This window comes from Flavobacterium sp. CFS9, assembly GCF_041154745.1.
Taxonomy (GTDB): domain Bacteria; phylum Bacteroidota; class Bacteroidia; order Flavobacteriales; family Flavobacteriaceae; genus Flavobacterium.
Map to the genome: position 1 here is coordinate 3,859,572 of NZ_AP031573.1, position 18,221 is coordinate 3,877,792.

Annotated in this window: 15 protein-coding genes; 5 read left to right on the forward strand and 10 right to left on the reverse strand. The window is 34.8% G+C overall.

The features are described from left to right. Nucleotides 1–25: 25 nt before the first annotated feature. Nucleotides 26–592, reverse strand: coding sequence for a hypothetical protein (locus ACAM30_RS16265; protein WP_369615637.1), 567 nt, complete (start codon nt 590–592; stop codon nt 26–28). Between the two features lie 23 nt (nt 593–615). Further along, a complete protein-coding gene (locus ACAM30_RS16270) occupies nt 616–807 on the reverse strand; it encodes a helix-turn-helix transcriptional regulator (protein ID WP_369618659.1) in 192 nt (63 codons plus the stop codon). A 161-nt stretch (nt 808–968) separates the two neighbouring features. Between ACAM30_RS16270 and ACAM30_RS16275 the strand changes: the two genes are divergently transcribed. Next, entirely contained in the window at nt 969–1,439 is a 471-nt protein-coding gene (locus tag ACAM30_RS16275) for a JAB domain-containing protein (protein WP_369615638.1), read from the forward strand. A gap of 160 nt (nt 1,440–1,599) precedes the next feature. Here the strand turns inward: ACAM30_RS16275 and ACAM30_RS16280 are convergent, their stop codons facing one another. The 4 genes from ACAM30_RS16280 to thrA all read right to left on the reverse strand — a co-directional run bounded on the left by ACAM30_RS16280 (nt 1,600) and on the right by thrA (nt 9,364). Then, nucleotides 1,600–3,834, reverse strand: a complete 2,235-nt coding sequence (locus ACAM30_RS16280) for a restriction endonuclease (protein WP_369615639.1) — start codon at nt 3,832–3,834, stop codon at nt 1,600–1,602. Nucleotides 3,835–4,110: 276 nt separating this feature from the next. Next, the gene (thrC, locus tag ACAM30_RS16285; protein ID WP_369615640.1) at nt 4,111–5,400 is read right to left on the reverse strand and encodes a threonine synthase; all 1,290 of its coding nucleotides are present in this window, start codon (nt 5,398–5,400) and stop codon (nt 4,111–4,113) included. 431 nt (nt 5,401–5,831) lie between these two features. Then, nucleotides 5,832–6,749 (reverse strand): homoserine kinase, encoded by a 918-nt coding sequence (locus tag ACAM30_RS16290; RefSeq protein WP_369615641.1) that lies wholly within the window; start codon nt 6,747–6,749, stop codon nt 5,832–5,834. Between the two features lie 167 nt (nt 6,750–6,916). Continuing rightward, nucleotides 6,917–9,364, reverse strand: coding sequence for a bifunctional aspartate kinase/homoserine dehydrogenase I (thrA, locus tag ACAM30_RS16295; RefSeq protein ID WP_369615642.1), 2,448 nt, complete (start codon nt 9,362–9,364; stop codon nt 6,917–6,919). A 729-nt stretch (nt 9,365–10,093) separates the two neighbouring features. Here thrA and hutH point away from each other — a divergent pair. The 4 genes from hutH (at nt 10,094) to ACAM30_RS16315 (ending at nt 15,197) form a co-directional block, all read left to right on the forward strand. Then, nucleotides 10,094–11,608: a histidine ammonia-lyase gene (hutH, locus tag ACAM30_RS16300; RefSeq protein WP_369615643.1), complete on the forward strand. Its 1,515-nt coding sequence runs from the start codon at nt 10,094–10,096 to the stop codon at nt 11,606–11,608. A gap of 48 nt (nt 11,609–11,656) precedes the next feature. Beyond that, nucleotides 11,657–12,301 carry a DUF47 domain-containing protein gene (locus ACAM30_RS16305; RefSeq protein ID WP_017496503.1) on the forward strand — a complete coding sequence of 215 codons (645 nt, stop codon included), beginning with the start codon at nt 11,657–11,659 and terminating at the stop codon, nt 12,299–12,301. A gap of 31 nt (nt 12,302–12,332) precedes the next feature. After that, nucleotides 12,333–13,673: an anion permease gene (locus ACAM30_RS16310; RefSeq protein WP_369615644.1), complete on the forward strand. Its 1,341-nt coding sequence runs from the start codon at nt 12,333–12,335 to the stop codon at nt 13,671–13,673. A gap of 153 nt (nt 13,674–13,826) precedes the next feature. Beyond that, nucleotides 13,827–15,197 carry an SMI1/KNR4 family protein gene (locus ACAM30_RS16315; protein ID WP_369615645.1) on the forward strand — a complete coding sequence of 457 codons (1,371 nt, stop codon included), beginning with the start codon at nt 13,827–13,829 and terminating at the stop codon, nt 15,195–15,197. Between the two features lie 78 nt (nt 15,198–15,275). Here ACAM30_RS16315 and ACAM30_RS16320 read toward each other — a convergent pair whose 3' ends face one another. From ACAM30_RS16320 to ACAM30_RS16335, 4 genes are all read right to left on the reverse strand, one after another. Continuing rightward, entirely contained in the window at nt 15,276–16,610 is a 1,335-nt protein-coding gene (locus ACAM30_RS16320; RefSeq protein WP_369615646.1) for a serine hydrolase domain-containing protein, read from the reverse strand. Further along, nucleotides 16,607–17,224, reverse strand: coding sequence for a hypothetical protein (locus ACAM30_RS16325; protein ID WP_369615647.1), 618 nt, complete (start codon nt 17,222–17,224; stop codon nt 16,607–16,609). Before ACAM30_RS16325 ends, ACAM30_RS16320 begins: the two co-directional genes overlap by 4 nt. Continuing rightward, nucleotides 17,221–17,556 (reverse strand): PadR family transcriptional regulator, encoded by a 336-nt coding sequence (locus tag ACAM30_RS16330; protein ID WP_369615648.1) that lies wholly within the window; start codon nt 17,554–17,556, stop codon nt 17,221–17,223. Before ACAM30_RS16330 ends, ACAM30_RS16325 begins: the two co-directional genes overlap by 4 nt. Before the next feature lie 99 nt (nt 17,557–17,655). After that, on the reverse strand, nt 17,656–18,180 hold the full coding sequence (locus ACAM30_RS16335) for a DUF421 domain-containing protein (protein ID WP_369615649.1): 525 nt from the start codon (nt 18,178–18,180) through the stop codon (nt 17,656–17,658). Nucleotides 18,181–18,221 lie beyond the last annotated feature (41 nt).

Sequence of the window (18,221 nt, forward strand, 5' to 3'; positions counted from 1 at the left end):
AGATATAAAAAAATAAAAATTTTATTCATTCATACTTTATTAGTTTTAGTGTCAATGTATCTGATACTATTTCTTTCGTCCAACCAAAATTCATATCCGGATTTCTTTCAACAACTATAAGTTTTATCTCTTGTGGGAGTCTTCTATATCTCAAAGTTTTTCTGCTATCTTCAATTCCACCATTTGTATTGTCCTTGATATTGTTAATGAGAGGAATGAAATCGAATAGAAATTCATCTGCTGATTTTTTAAAATCTACTACAATATTATAACCATGGTTATTAATTACCTTGATATTGTAGTCATCACTAAAGCAATCATCAGTATTATAACGCCAAACTTTTTCGATCCAGATATTTCCGATTTCTATTTTTTCGGTATTGTATTTTAGATTAAACTCAGAAACATCACAAGTATAATACCCATAATAAAATTTATTTTCTTTTGATTCTTTTTCTGACTGAGAAGTTTGATCACAATCTTTGCATTTAACACTAATTTCGCATAGAAATATGGTTCCATAATAATATACTAACCCTAATGAAGACACTATTATTAGAATAATAAAAAAGATTTTTAGCTTTTTGTTCATACTGCTAAGCTGCTATTTTTTGTCTACTTTGTTGGAACCAACAATTCTCTAACATCCACATCTAGTACCTCTGCAATTTTTCTTAGAACCTCAACACTTGGTTGTGTGTTATTATTGCAATAGTTTGTTACTACCACATAACTCTTTTCAATTTTTTCGGCTAACCATGTTTGTGTTCTTCCTTGTTCTTTAAGTACTTCTTTAATCCTGTTCATTTTGATATCAGCCATTAATCTATTGCGTATAATGTTATTTAACATAGAAAGTTATTGCTTATTGATAGCTTTTCTATTAGAGTGTTAAATTATGATATAAAAATGTATTGTAAAATATTGTAATTTAGTATATATTTGTATTAAAATTTGATATATTTTTTATGAAAACGAAGAAAGGAAAGCAAGATTGGAGAATTGTATCAGAAATTGAACTGATTTACAAAACCAAAGTAAAAGCCTCAGAACGACCTCAGATCACTTCGTCTAAAGCAACTTACAAGTTGGCTTTGCAATCGTGGAATCCAAATAAAATTGAGTTTTTAGAGCAGTTTAAAGTTCTTTTGCTCAACAAGGCCAATAGAGTGCTGGGAATTTATGAAGCATCAACAGGAGGTATAACAGCAACTACCGTTGACCTTAGATTATTGTTTACTGCGGCACTTAAAGCAAAAGCAACTGCTCTTATTATGCTTCACAATCATCCATCAGGCAAAGCATTTCCTTCTACTGCCGATAAAGTGATGACTAAAAAAGTTAAAGATGCAGGTACTATTTTGGACATTGAAGTAGTAGATCATTTGATCATTACCCGGGAGAGCTATTATTCTTTTGCAGATAATGGTATTATGTGAACAGTCCGAAAGTTCCGTATTTGAGTATAAAATTACCATTGCTATCGCTAGCGCGAGTGTCTCGCTCGTGCGCGTTTCAATTGGCTTTTGAATTTCTTTAAGTTCACGAGCGGGACGCTCGCGCTAGCGGAGGGCTTGTAGGGTGTGTTACCAGCTGTAGTTAGTCAAACATTTCAATTCTAAACAATTCGTCTTCATTAAAATCTAAGTTTGACTCCATTTCCTCCACTTTAATAGGAAGCGCTTCAATTTTATCCGATATTTCCTTTTCGCGAATCTTACTTTCTTTTTCAATGAATTGATCCTCAAAATATTCTAAAGATATACTATAATTGGATAAATTTAATTCAGCCAATCTAACGTCTTTAAAATAGTGAAGATTATTTTCTGAGTCTATTAATTCGATTTCACGTTGTATAGAATCAGAGACCTTATCGTTAAACAGCTCAAAATTGTCATTTAATACTTCTTCGAAAGATTCTTCGTCTACTGATTTTAAAAAAATTATATTTTCAACACTTTCGAAGTAACTTATATTTGAAATAAATTGGGTGAGGATATCTTCGTATTTTAATTCTAGTTCTGCTTTAAATTCAATATAAAATTCAATGTATTGCCTTTCGTTGTAATAATTTATGTATTGAAGATCAACTTCTTTGAATTTTTCAAAGAAAAATCGTTTTAAAATTTTACTTTTTGTTATGGATAAATAGAATTTTAGACCGTCGATTTTTGTTATATTATTTGGTGTGGTTTTATGCTCTAAAGTTAGATATAAATTACTTTGTGGTGTTAAGTTGTCGAATAAGGATAAGATTTTTGAATCTATTTTTGTCAGTACATCTTCATCATTATGAAAATTTTTCGCAAGATATCGAATAGTGTAGATAAGCTGATTTAAAAAAATGCAATTTTCAATGAGATAGAGTACGATTGTTTTATCTGCCTGTATAGGCACTAACATGAAGTCTTTAATGGAAGGATTTAAAAAATCTAAATAGTGATTTTTCTTATTTGTAATTCCTATTTTGATAAAACTATTTTCGAGTTCCTTTAAATAGTTTTGTAAATCGATAATCCTAAATTCTAGACCTAAAGAATTATTGGAATTATTAAGCAGTGTCTTAAAATCTTCTAATGTTATCGGGCCTGATGCTGACATCAGAAAATAGAGTAATAGTTTTGAACCTTCTGAAATCTGTGATGTAAAAGCTTTATTCCAAATACCTAGTGGCTTATCTAGACTTTCGAGAAATTCTTCAACATAATTGTCTACTGAAACATTAGCGAGTTTCACTGTAAGTTGTTCGATTATTCGTGGGCTATAATTTTTGTGATTAATAATTATCGAATATGCTTTCGATTCAATAAGTTTTTCGATGTATGGTGACTTGATTTCCGAATAAAATAGATGATTATACAAGATCAGGGATTTAATACGTTTACTATAAGAAGAAAGATCAAGCGTATGCTTTGCTAAGTCCAGTTGTGGCGAATCTAATTTTTCATATATCTCCTTTGCTTGATTTAAAATATATTCTCTCGTTGTCATTACCAAAATTTTATTCTGGCTATTTTTTATTCTATTTATAAACTGAATTAAATCGTTTGACCTTCCTTCAATAACGTCATACTTCAAAAAGTTTTCTCCTAGAAAATCGTCATAATAAAATATTTGTTTATTTGTTGAATCTTCTATGATAAATTGCTCTCCTTCAATTACTTTTCGAATCTCTAAAATTTCAAAATTATTTTGCAAGTACTCCCATAAAAGAAGTTTAGCTAAAGTACTTTTGCCAATTCCTGGAATACCGCTAATGATAATAAATTTATTATTATTAAGAATATCAATTGCTCGATTTAAACTGTCATTTCTGACATAGAATTTATTGTTTCTTTGTATATCGACAATTAGTGATTTTGCTCTTTCATATAAGGGCTGATTGATTAGCGTATTAAAAATAGTTGATGAATTAATCCATAACTTATAATTTTTTTGATGTACATCTGGATATCTGTCGAGTAAATCATTTAGACGGCTTTTGGAAACAATGTACTCGTCATTTCCTTTCATCCATTTTTTAAATTTAGCCTTGATATAATCAACTTTTGCCACACTTAAATCAATAGAACAAACAAAATAATATTTTTTAGGGTTTAGCTTTTTGACTTTCTCAAATTCTTCATCAATGATTTTTTTTGTAATAGATTTTACTCTTTTACACTGCACTACGATATTTTTTTTATTGTCAATTGCATATCTCAGATCTACTCCGCTATCACTTCCGTCTGCAAATGAACTTAAACTTATTTGTAATTCTTTTGAAAGTATATCCTTTACAAGATGCTCAAAGTCTATTGGTGATAATAATGCTTGAAAATCGTATTGTGCCATCTTTATTTAGTTCGGATGTTTGTTCTTATTAGTAACGTGATTTTTTACAATTGTTGGTAACTTGCTTATAAGCGAAGCAAACCTTCGCATGTAGACCTGCAATCGGATAGGTAAGTGAAGGTTTGTTTAGTTTTCTTGCTTTTTCAAATATATGTATTTTTTCTTGCCAATTTTTAAGATTATATTAAAAATAGTTAAAAAATGAGCTCTTTATTTGTATACAAAAAAACGGTTTAAACTTATCTTAAACCGTTTTAGTTTTATACTACAAATTTACTAACCCAAAAAAGCTTTCAACTCGTCATAACTCCCAATCTTCACACTAACTTTCTCCTCATTAATAACACTCTCAATTTGAGCAGGAATTGGAAGCGTAATTCCTAAAGCTGGTTCAACAACATCTAAGAATTTAATAGGATGAGCGGTTTCTAAGAAAATACCAATGGCATTGGGGTGTTTTGCCAGTTCTTTTTTCAAACCTAGATAACCAACAGCACCGTGCGGTTCTGCGATATAACCTTCTGTGTTATAAATATTTTTTAGAGCAACAAGCGTTTCTTCATCGGTATAACTATAAGAGGAAAAGTCTTTTTCGAACGCTTTTAAGTCGTTGTTGTATAACTCCTGTATTCTAATAAAGTTGCTTGGGTTTCCAACATCCATAGCATTTGAGATGGTCGCTTTAGAAGGTTTTGGGTCGTATTTTCCGTTTTCTAAAAATCTTGGTACCGTGTCGTTTACGTTGGTGGAGGCTACAAAATGTTCAATTGGCAAACCTAATCTTTTAGCCATGATTCCGGCACAGATATTCCCAAAGTTTCCGCTTGGGCAAGAGAAAACTAACGGTTTGTTTTGGCTTTTCAACGCTTTATAAGCAAAGAAAAAATAGAACATCTGTGGCAGCCAGCGCGCAATATTTATCGAATTCGCCGAAGTCAGGTTTTTATGGGCTAAAGTTTCATCTAAAAATGCCTTTTTCACCATATCCTGACAATCGTCAAAAACACCGTCAACTTCCAATGCTTTGATGTTTTGACCCAAAGTCGTCAATTGTTTCTCCTGTATGTCACTCACCTTTCCTGACGGATATAAAATGACCACATCAACGCCATCAACGCCTAAAAATCCACTGGCAACCGCACCTCCCGTATCGCCCGAAGTGGCTACTAAAACCGTGTTTTTAGCGTCTTTTTTGTCTTTATTGAAATAGCCCAGACAACGCGACATAAAACGGGCTCCAACGTCTTTAAACGCCATGGTTGGTCCGTGAAATAATTCTAAGGAGTAGATTCCGTCTTCGACTTTCACCACCGGAAAATCAAAACATAAAGTCTCGGCAATGATTTCTTTTAATACATCGGTCGGAATTTCGTCACCCACAAATTGTTGAATCGCTTCGAAAGCTATTTCTTCGGGACTTAAATTTTCGATTTTCTCAAAAAAAGAAGGATCTAAAGGAGTGATATTTTCGGGAAAGTATAATCCTTTATCACTGGCTAATCCTTGTATGACAGCTTCCTGAAAAGAAACCTTTGGGGCATTATGGTTTAAACTGTAGTATTTCATTTTTTTTGTTGCTTTAGGCTTTTTTTTGCTTTAAGCTTTAGGCAATAAGCTTTAAGCTTTTTGTCTTGCTTGCAATTGATAGCCTTTAAATTATTCAAATATTTTTAATCGCATTTTTTGTCAGGCTGAGCGGAGTCGAAGCCTAGGCAAAGTAATTCCACAATCTTGTCATTTCGACGTAAGGAGAAATCTCCATGAGAAGCTCGACAAAGATTTGACTTTCGTTACGGAGTTACTTGCGAAGATTTCTCCTTACGTCGAAATGACAAACTGGACGTGCTTGACTTTGTGTGGGGGGCTTCGACTTCGCTCAGCCTGACACGGTTTGTTTTAGTTCTGTTTGGTAAGCTTCGACTTCGCTCAGCCTGACAAAGCATTACGCAAAGGTTTTAAGCTTATTGCCTAAAGCCTATTGCTTATAGCGTCCCGTCCTAAAGGACGCGGACCCCATCGGGATTAATCTTCGAAACATGAATTTCATACGGTAAATTCATTTTTTCGTAAACATCACTCATGGCTTTGGCGATTTGGTTGGCGGTTTCTTCTCCACGGCTTAAGGCGAAGATAGAAGGACCGGAACCTGAAATTCCGGAGCCTAAGGCGCCATTTTCGTAAGCGGTTTGTTTGATGAGATCAAAACCAGGAATCAAAACACTTCGTAAGGGCTCCACAATTTCGTCATGAAGCGAACGACCGATTAAGTCGTAATCTTTGGTGTATAATCCCGCCACTAATCCGCCAACATTTCCCCATTGCATAATGGCACTTTTAAGTGAAACGTTTTGTTTTAATACAGAACGCGCATCCGAAGTTTTCAATTCGATTTGAGGATGCACCACTGTAGCGAACAATTCCTCCGGACTGTCAATTCGGATAATGTCAAGCGGGCTGTAACTTCTTACCAAAGTAAATCCGCCTAAAAGGGCAGGAGCTACGTTGTCGGCGTGAGCATTTCCGCTGGCGAGTTTTTCACCCTGCATGGCAAATTGCACCAAATCCTTGCGGGAATATGGTCGTCCTAATAATTCGTTGATTCCAAAAACCGCTCCGGCAGAACTCGCAGCACTGCTTCCGATTCCGCTTCCGGCTTTAATATGTTTGTAAATTTCGATTTCGAATCCGCAATCAATGTCAAGTGTTTCGAGCATGGCCAAAGCGGCAACCCCCGAAACGTTTTTCTCCGTTTCTAAAGGTAAATCGGCTCCCTCGATTTTGGTAATTCGAACTCCTTTTTGAGCTGATTTTCGAACGATCATTTCGTCGCCCGCATTGTCTAAGCAAAGTCCCAATACGTCAAATCCACAGGAGAGATTGGCAATTGTAGCTGGGCAAAATAGTTTTATTTCCATTGTTTTATAAGGTTCTGAGGCTCTGAGTTGCTAAGGCGCTAAGGTTTTTGCTTTGCAAATTTTTACCACATTTTTTTAAAGGTTCTGAGGTTCTGAGTTACTTAGGTTCTAAGATGTATCTGGTAAAAAAAAACTCAGAACCTTAGTACCTTAGCATCTTAGCGCCTTTATATATTACCTATTCGAATAACGTCTGCAAAAATTCCTGATGCTGTCACAGCAGCTCCAGCTCCGGCGCCTTTGATCAATAAAGGCTGATCTACATAACGATCGGTGTAGAACAAAACGATATTGTCTTTTCCTTCCAGATTGTAGAAAGGATGCTCTTTCGGGATGAATTGCAGACCAACGCTTGCTTTTCCGTTTTCGAATTGTGCCACATATTTCAATCGGGAATCTTTGGTTAATGCTTCGTCATAGATTTTTGAAAAATGAGGAGCATGTTGGGTCAAAGAAGCAAAGAAATCTTCGTTGTTGGTTGTCGCAAGACATTCTGCTGGCAGGAACGATTCGTTGGCAATTGCATCAATATCCATTTCGTAACCACTTTCGCGGATCAGGATCAGGATTTTACGGGCTACGTCGATTCCGCTTAAGTCAATTTTTGGATCCGGCTCTGTGAAACCTTGTACTCCGGCTTCTTTTACCACATCGTGAAAAGAATTGTCCTTATCAAAATTATTGAAAATGAAGTTCAGACTTCCGGATAGAACCGCCTGAATTTTATGTACTTTATCCCCTGAAGCGATTAAGTTTTTCACGGTATCAATAATTGGCAATCCTGCTCCAACATTGGTTTCAAACAAAAACGGAGCATTGTACTGACGGGATAAATTCTTTAACTTTTTATAATTGTCATAGGCTGATGAACAGGCAATTTTGTTGCAGGTCACCACGGCGATACTCTGTTTTAAGAAATTTTCGTAGGTTTCAGACACACTTGCATTGGCAGTGATATCAACAAAGATGCTGTTACGCAAGTTGAGTTCCTTCGCACGGGCGATGAAAGCTTCTTTATTGGCATTTTCGCCCTGATCTAAAGCCGACTGCCAGTCTTTTAACGAAATTCCATCCTCGTCAAAAAGCATTTTTCGCGAATTGGATAAAGCGATAACACGAACATTGATTTTCAGATTATCCTTTAAAAACTTTCGCTGATTGTGAATTTGCTCGATGAATTTTTCACCCACGTTTCCAACTCCCATTACAAATAAATTGAGCTGTTTGGTGTTTTCTTCAAAGAAGTTTTCGTGCAATGTATTCAGCGCTTTTTTAACATCTCTTTCGTTAATTACAGTCGAAATATTACGTTCAGAAGCTCCCTGAGCGATAGCGCGGATGTTGACGTTGTTTTTTCCTAAAGTACTAAACATTCTACCGCTCAAACCCTGATGGTTCTTCATGTTTTCGCCCACCAAAGCAATAATGCACAGGTCTTTTTCGACAATACAAGGATCGATTTTGTTTTGTGAAATTTCGACTTCAAAAGCTCTGTTGATGGCAGCCTCGGCATTATCTGCATCCGAATTCAAAATTCCGATACAAATGGAGTGCTCAGAAGAGGCCTGAGTGATAAATATAACGTTGATTTTTTCTTGAGACAATACTTCAAACAAACGTTTTGAGGAACCCGAAACTCCAATCATTCCTGGGCCTTCAAGGGTTACTAATGAAATATTATCGATATGACTGATTCCTTTTACAACAGTATCTTTTGATGAAACCTGATCTGAAATTAAAGTTCCTTCAGCTTCCGGTTCAAAGGTGTTTTTGATTAAAATTGGAATGTTTTTTCTTAAAACAGGCTGGATCGTTGGCGGATACAACACTTTGGCACCAAAATGCGATAATTCCATAGCTTCCTGATAAGAAATGGTTGCAATAGGACGTGCCTGTTTAACGATTTTTGGATTGGCCGTAAACATTCCGTTCACATCAGTCCAAATTTCTAATTGTTCCGCTTCAAGTGCTCCGGCAATTATGGCAGCAGTATAATCAGAACCTCCACGGCCTAAGGTAGTAGCGATTCCGTCCAGAGTTTGCGAAATAAATCCCGGAAGAATATTAATTTTAGATTGATTATCGGCAAAATACGTTTTGATCAATTGGTTCGAAACTTCAAAATTTACAACCGCTTTTCCAAAGTTATGGTTGGTTTTAATCAGTTCGCGGCTATCCTTGTAAACTGCATTTTTATCGATTTGCTGATACGCCTGTGCGATGATGTAAGACGAAAGCAGTTCTCCAAAACTTAAAATAGTGTCGGCAGTTCTGGGAGATAACTCACCCAGTAAGAAACAGCCGTCTAACAACGTTTCTAAATGATTGATGATTCTTTTTACATGGCTCAGCAAACTGCTTTGTTCGCTAACCGGAATAAGTTCTTTTAAAGTGTCAAGGTGTTTTTTCTCGATTTCGGCAACAATTTCTCTGAAGCTTTCGTCATTTGCGGCTGCTTTTGCCGCTGCCAGCTGCAGTAAATCAGTTACTTTGCTTAAGGCAGATACTACAACAACCAATTGGTCCTGTTTCGATTTTTGATTGATTATTTCGAGAACTAGTTTTATATTTTGTGCATTGGCAACCGAAGTTCCGCCAAACTTTAATACTTTCATTTTTGATGTTTTTTAATAAGGTGCAAAGCTTTTTAGTAACAAGGGTTCAAAGGTTATCAACTGTGAACTGAAACTGAAAACTGCAACTATTTTTTTCTTTGTAAATGTTTTTTATGTGTCCAATAACTCTCTTCTTTTTAGAAAAAAGTACTAGGTAACCTGAGTGATATGTAAAAATGTATACCCCTAAGGGGTAGTAGTTGTTGTAGTTGAAATGGTAATAGCAGCGATTGCAACTCTGGTTTGAGTTGTTAGTGTAGAATGATATTTTACGCTGTTATTTTTCATTTTGGTTTTCCAAAAGTACAGTTTTTTATAAAAGTTAAAAATGTTTCCGGTCTTTTTATGAATATTTTAAAAATTCAAAATTCAGCAAATCAATATTGAGCTTTTTGTCAGAATTGTGTGTGTTAAATTGATGGATTCATATAATTATTGGATCTTATCTTTAAAAGAGATATGCTTAATAATCTGATTTTTAATCCTGAAAAACATTCAAAAACGTCATTAGTCTATAAAATCGGTAGGAATTAATTGTTTTTTGTCGTTTTCTTGTTAAAAAATAGAGTAGATCTTTTATGAGGAAAATACACCCTTGGTTTTGTCTGATTACTATTGTGAAAAGAGCAAAATCAGGGAATTCGTGAGAATCATTTTTTAATTATTAGGAATAAATGTTGCTTTTTAATATTGATTTGCTGAATTTTGAAGTCTTAAATTTTAAACAGCATGAAAGAAATCCATTATATAAGCACAGAAACCCTAAGTTTAGAAGCTTTACAGGAAATTATTGTCAACCAAAAAACGCTTGAATTATCAGAAGAAGCAAAAGTAAACGTTCAAAAATGCCGCGATTATCTCGATAAAAAAATGGCATCACATTCTGAACCTATTTACGGAATCAATACTGGTTTTGGGTCGCTTTGTAATGTGAAAATTTCAAATGAAAATTTATCTAAGCTTCAGGAGAATCTGGTAAAATCGCATGCTTGCGGAACAGGAGAAAAAGTTCCGGCTGAAATTGTAAAATTGATGCTGTTGCTTAAGATTCAATCTTTGAGCTACGGACACTCCGGAGTTCAATTGCAGACTTTAGAGCGTTTGGTAGATTTTTACAATAATGATATTCTTCCGGTGATTTATACTCAGGGATCCTTAGGGGCTTCGGGAGATTTGGCGCCTTTGGCACATTTATCTTTGCCTTTATTAGGAGAAGGTGAAGTACTTTTTGAAGGTAAAAGAACACCAGCGGCCGAAGTTTTAAAACACTTTAACTGGGAGCCAATTGTTTTACAGTCTAAAGAAGGTCTGGCTTTATTAAATGGAACTCAGTTTATGAGTGCGTATGGAGCACATATTTTATTAAAAGCTTATAAGTATTCTTATTTGGCAGATTTGATCGGAGCTATTTCATTAGAAGGTTTTGATGGAAGAATTGAGCCTTTTAACGAATTAATCCATTTTATTCGCCCTCACAAAGGACAGATTGTAACCGCACAGCGTCTTACTGAATTTTTAGAAGGAAGCGAGATTATTGCTCAGGAGAAGAAACACGTACAGGATCCGTATTCTTTCCGTTGCATGCCTCAGGTTCACGGTGCTTCAAAAGATGCCATTGATTATGTTAGAAAAGTATTCAAAACCGAAATCAACTCCGTTACCGACAACCCTAATATCTTTATAGAAGCGGATCAGATTATCTCAGGAGGAAATTTCCACGGACAGCCTTTAGCTTTGGCTTTGGATTATATGGCCATTGCTTTGGCAGAATTGGGTAGTATTTCTGAAAGAAGAACCTATCAGTTAATTTCAGGATTGCGTAATCTTCCGGCATTTTTAGTAGATAATCCGGGATTAAATTCAGGATTTATGATTCCGCAATATACAGCGGCAAGTATCGCAAGTCAGAACAAACAATTGGCAACGCCATCAAGTATAGACAGTATTGTTTCGAGTAACGGACAGGAAGATCACGTGAGTATGGGAGCCAACGGAGCTACAAAAGCATTACGTGTGATGGACAATCTGGAGCGTATTTTAGCGATTGAATTGATGAATGCTTCACAGGCGATTGCTTACAGAGAACCTTTAAAATCAAGTGATTTTATTGAAACATTCTTAAGCAGTTACAGAGAAGTGGTGCCTTTGGTTAAAGAAGACAGAATCCTGCATTACGATATTGAAAAAACAGTTGAATTCCTTGACAGTTTTCAAATTGAAAACGATTTGTTAACAATGGCTTAACATGGCAAAATAATATTGAAGTAATTTTGCACTATCAAAAATATAAAAATGTCAATAAACAGTATTTTCCAATTTTTAGTGCCGAAAGACAAGAAATTCTTTCCACTTTTTGAAGAAGCTTCAAGCAATTTAATTGAGTTAGCTTCTAATTTACACGAAGCTGTAAACCTTCCATTAAAAGAAAGAGAAGTTCTTTTTCAAAAAATAGATGAGTTAGAGCAAAAAGGAGAAGACATTACACGTCAAACCAATCTTGAATTGAGTAGAAATTTTATTACTCCATTTGACAGAGAGGATATTCATACATTGATTACTTCAATTGATAACGTTGCCGATTACCTTCATGGTGCGGCAAGCAGAATGAAATTATATCAGGTAGATAAGATTACAAAGTCAATCAGAAAGATGACTGAAATTAACCTTGAAGCTTGTCAGAACATCGACAGTGCTGTAAAAGAGTTAAGTAACTTAAAAAACATGAACATTATCAAAGAAGCTTGTGCCAGAATTAATAAACTGGAGAACAAGTCAGATAACGTTTATAACAAAGCAGTTTTTGAAATTTTTGAAAACGAAACAGACGCAAAGAATATTATTAAGTATAAAGAAGTGTTATCTGTTTTAGAATCAGCAACAGACAAATGTAAGAGTGTTGCGAACATACTGGAATCTATTTCTGTAAAACATTCTTAATTCAATTTATTTCATTCTGAAGTTATAATTTATGACGCTACTTATAATTATTATAGTATTAGCTTTAATTTTTGATTACATCAACGGTTTTCATGATGCGGCAAATGCTATAGCGACTGTTGTTGCGACCAAGGTTCTGACGCCTTTTCAGGCCGTTCTTTGGGCAGCATTTTTTAACTTTCTGGCCTATTGGGTTTTTGGATTTGGTGTTGCCGATACGGTTGCTAAAACAGCGCACACCATGGAAATTAACCTTGTTGTAATCCTCGCAGGAGTTATTGCGGCTATTTGTTGGAATTTATTGACTTGGTGGTTAGGGATTCCTTCAAGTTCTTCTCATACTTTGATTGGTGGTTTTGCCGGAGCAGCAATTGCTCATGCGATCGCGGTACATGGTTTTTCAGGATATGTGGGTGAAGACGGAACAACGCACTACTGGTACGAAATCGTAAGCTGGTACAAGGCAGGTAAAGACGGGGCAATGCCTTCGGGAGTACTTATCATTATCGCTTTTATTGTATTGGCGCCATTATTAGGAGCATTAGCTTCTTATTTGATCTCGATTTGGCTGTTGAATGCTTCACGTAAAAGTATTGGACCAAAAATATTTACTGTGGCATTAATGATTGCAACAATCTGGATGGTGAGCAATTTAATGATTCCTTATTCAGAGATTGTTGAGCATGGAAAACCACGTTTTGAATCTCATTTTTGGAGTGTAGCTTTTGATCCGCACAATATTAAATGGTTTTTAGTAGCTTTTATCATCTTAACGGTAAGTGCTTTTTGTTTGATATTTAGCAGCTTAAATCTTCATCAGGCAGATGCTGCTTTGAAAAAAATGCAATTGTTGTCTTCTGCAGCCTTTAGTTTAGGTCACGGAGGAAATGATTCTCAAAAAGTAATGGGTATTATTGCAGCTGCGGTAGCGGTTTATATCAATACTAATCCGGGTGTGCATATGGATTCCTGGCTGGATGTTGTGTTGCCAAATGATGATACAGGAGTAAAAGGAGTAATGCCGGGATGGATTCCTTTGGCTTGTTACTCGGCAATTGCAGCGGGAACTTTAAGTGGTGGATGGAAAATTGTAAAAACAATGGGTTCTAAAATCACAAAAGTAAGTTCATTCGAAGGAGTTGCAGCTGAAACTGCAGGAGCTTTAACGCTTTATTTTACAGAGCACTTAAAAATTCCGGTAAGTACAACACATACGATTACAGGTTCTATCATCGGAGTTGGATTAACAAAACGTGTTTCTGCTGTTCGTTGGGGAGTGACCGTAAGTTTAATCTGGGCGTGGATATTAACCATTCCAATTTCAGCAATATTAGCCGGTTTGGTTTACTTCGTACTGAGCGTATTCATTTAGTGAAATGATTTTTGTGAAATGTGAGAAGTAAAATCACATTTTGTCTAGATATTTAAAAGCCGATTTCAATTTGAAATCGGCTTTTTTTTGTTTTGTGAAGTGTCTTTTTTCAATAATTATAATAATATATTTGATGGAAATTTAAAAGCCGTTATGATCGATCATAAAATTTTAAGCCAGATAGACAGAGTTAAGAAGAAGTTAGTTCTTGCAAAAGTTGCAGATAAAGATTTGAAAGTTTTTGGAGCATCAAGTCATAAATATAAGGTTGGAAAAACGATCAGTAAAGAGCAGATCGTTAGTTTTGAAACAGAGTTTAATCTGGTGCTTCCGGAAGATTACAAAGTATTTCTGATGCACATTGGTAATGGCGGGATTTCGTATGAGAATTCTGCTGCAGGACCCAGTTATGGGATATTTCCGTTTGGTAAAAATTTAGAGGAGTTTGTTTATGGTAATCCAAAAAAATGTTTTGGGCAGGAATGTAGAATTTATCCAAAAATGAGTGATGAATTTTGGAAGGAACTGAATAAAAACATTGAAGAGAATGACGATATATCTCGTGAAGATTTTGATGAGGAACTTGGTAAAATGTTTGCCGGAATATTGCCAATTGCAAGTCAGGGGTGTGCTTATTATTACGGTCTTGTTTTAAATGGAGAATTTAAAGGCAGGGTTGTAAATATTGATATCGACAGGCAGAAACCTTTTTTTGTTTTTGAGTCTAATTTTTTAGACTGGTACGAACGCTGGCTTGATGAAATTATACCTGAAAATAGTATGGCTAATGAGCCTGATTTGTTTCGATATACATTAGGAGGATTGTCCGCTTATATTTTAGAAGTATATTTTTCTACAGAGGATCTTAGTATAAAAAAGGAATGTCTGAACGGAATTTTGAAAAAGAGTGCAGTAGGTTCTGAAATTCTTATTGTTTTAGAAGAGCAGTATAAGGTAAACTCAGGCGAAATTCAGAAAACGATACTTCAGATGCTTACTAAGTTTGATTACGAACGTGCGAAACCTTATTTACTTGATTTTGCAAAAGAAAATTTACAGGCCGTTTTTCAGTTCGTATTTTGGTATGCAAAAAGCAAAAGTACTGATTGGTTAGAGTTTATAAAATCAAATATTGAAAGCATTAACGATAATGAAACTTTTAGATTTTGTACTTATTTGTTGAAGGAAATGCCTATAGATTATGGAGAGATTATTGTCCCGTTTACTTTCGGCAAAAGCGAGAGTATAAAAGTTAGTGCTTATTATTCACTGGGACAATTGAAGAACAAAAGCAAGTATCTGGATGTTTTTATTGCAGGCCTAAACGACAGCTCAAACAGAGTTATTCATACCGCTTTGCAGGCGTTAGATGGAGTAGAAGATCGAAAACTTTTGAAGCATTATAAGGCGATCGCTGAAAAATTTCCAAAAGAAAAAGATTATATTTTAGCAAATCTAAATCACAGATTAAAACCGTATGGTCTCAATAATAAAAGTATTATAAAAGCAGATATTGATTTTTAAAGGGATGATATACAGAATAAGTTAATGGGTGTTTAAATAATACAAAAGCCGGTTTCAATAGTGAAACCGGCTTTCTTTTTAGTTATTTTTTATGGTTTTATTCTTTGTAAACAAATAATTTTTTCCGCCCTGTTTCAGAAGCATTTCTTTTTTCTCCGAATTGAATTCTAAAACAATCCCTGCAGTGTCAAATTTAAATATATTTACTGCTGTAGCTTCCATAGGAAAAGAAGGTTGGCCAGTGGCCTGAGCAATTAGAACATTGTCTTTTTGGGAAATGGTTATTTTTAATGGAATCTGCGGGCTGCCATAAGTTCCAGAATATAAATCCAGGGTCGCAGATGTGATCTCAACAGTGCTAAAAACCGGCATTGCAAATGGCTTATTGAAATACGAGCTCAAAGCGCACAACATGATGTTGTTGTTGTCATAACCCATTCCGTTTGAAGTTAGCGTTAGAGCTAGCTTTTCAGTTGGAAAATAACCTGTAACTGATCTGAAACCATCAATTCCTCCGGTATGTCCATAGCTCTTTCTTTCGAAAAAAGGAAACTGAAACAGCCCCATTCCATATTGATCTTTTATGGTTTTCATTTGATTCAAATGATCGATAGAAACTATTTTTCCGGCAAAAAGATTTTCAAAGAAAAGATTTAAATCAGTCGGGTTAGAAACAACTGCTCCGGCTCCAATCGGAATAGACATATCCGTTTCACTCTCTTTTTTCCAATTTTTGTCAAGGCTATAAGAATAGCATTCGTTGTTGGCAATGTTAATTTTACCGCCCAGATAAGTGTTTTTTAGATGTAAAGGCTTAGTGATTTTTGAGCTTAAAATTTCGCCATAAGATTTTTTGTAAATATCTTCCAGGATATAGGATAGTAAAATGTAATTTGAATTACTGTATTGTCCTTTTGTATCAGGTTCAAAAACGATATCTCCCGCAGAAATGCGTTCTATCATTTTAGCTTTGGATTGAAATTGTGTATTCCATTTTAAGTAATTATCGTCGTTTGTAAAGTCGTGGATACCGCTTCTATGATTTAATAAATTGCTGATTGTAATTTTTTTGGCATTTTTTACCGTTGGAAAATATTTGTCAATGGTTTGATTTAAGTTGATTTTGTTTTCTTCTACAGCCTTAAAAATCAAGGATGCTGTAAATGTTTTAGAGATTGAACCAATTCTGTATTTAGTGTTTACGCTTGATTTTTTTGAACTCTCGATATCATCGAAACCAATAGATTTGGTGTAAATGGTTTTCCCGTTTTCCGATATGGCAATGCTTCCCATGTATTTGTTGTTTTTCTCTAAAAGAGCAAACAGACTGTCAAGTTTTTTTGAATTGAAGGTTTGAGAAAAAGCGCTCGCTGTGATAAAAGCAATTAAACAGGTAATGGTGGTTTTTTTCATAAGGATGATTTTTGATTGATTGAATTTTTAAGTTTTAATAATAGGGTTATAATGAAATAAGAAAATAGGGTTAATGATAACATAACAGGAATAAATAATTGGCCAAGAGCCTCATAAGCCTGATTTTTAATTTGATCTTCGGGAGTCATAATTCCGAGGACAAAAACTGAAAAAGATTCTTTTTGCATGTAAAGGCCTACCTGGGAAGGATTCAGGATTTTTGCAAAAATCAGAAATACAAAGCCAAATAGGAAAAGGTACAAAACAGAGAAAATGATGTACGAAATACCATTGGTAAAATTTAAGGCCAGCGCTTTGAAAACGTGAACCGGATTGAAAGTTTTGGTGGCCTGTTCCAGTTTTTTATCAGCAATAAGAGGCTTTAGAACTTCTTCAGGAGAGCCTAGTTTTTCGATACTGTCTAAAAGAGAATCAAGTTCGTTTGTTTCATTTTTATGTTGGATAGCTTCAAAAATATGGCTGTTAAATTCCATATAAATGTCATTCTGATCCATTTTTGATAATGAAGCGGTTGTTTTTTGGATGCGCTTCATGTAATTGTTGTAAATGCGTTGTGAAGCTTTTTGTTCGAATTTGATATCTTCTATTCTCATTGAATGATTTTTTTAATTGACTTTTCAAGATTTTCCCAATAAATATTCATCTGACTTAAAGTTTCGATTCCGGCTTCGGTCAGGCAATAGTATTTTCTTGGAATTCCGGTTTCCTGTTCGACCCATTTCGAGTCTACAAGTCCTTCCGTTTTTAATCGATTCATCAACGGATAAAGTGTTCCTTCTGCAATTTCTATTTCGGTATGCTTTCTTATTTGCTCGATAAGTTCATAACCATAGTACTCCTGATTTTTAAGTACGTTAAGGATAATGAAGGTTAAAGTGCCCTTTTTTACCTGAGACTTCCAGTTTGTTACAAATGTTTCGTTCATAAAGCGAATGTATAACAAAATACATAGTATAACAAAGTATATAGTTAAATTTTTTTCTTGTGAAATATAAGTTATTGATATTTAGCTGTTTGGTGGTTTTTAGAATTGTTTTTGTAGATTTTTACGATTGTGTTTTCGTTTGTAATGTGTTTGTTTCAGACTTTTTTTATCCTGAGAAATGATACTGATGGTTCCGTCTATTTCCAGCATGGCCAGTTTGACCTCTTTAAAATATTCCAAACCATGTTCACGTATGGCTTCTTTTAGTTCTTCGTCAGAAATGTCAAGTTTGCTTAAATTTTTAAAGTCCAGTTTTCCGTCATGTATTAAGATTTCCGGTTTTTCTAAAAGTAAGTTGTTGATTATTTTGTATTTATGAGTCAGTTTTTTGATTGCAAAATTAATGACAAATAAAACCAAAGCGGCAATCAAACCTCCCCAAAGACTTGTGTCAGGACCCACCATTGCGTTCTGAACCGAGTTGCTGATTAATAAAATCAAAATAATATCGGCAGTATTCAATTGCGAAAGCTCTTTTTTTCCGAAGATGCGTAAGGCAATAGTCATGAAAAAATAGACGGCAATACTTCGGAAAATGATATCGGAGTAGGGGAATAACAGCATGTTTTTTTTGTTTTAATAGTTCTCAGAAAAAAGGATCAGGT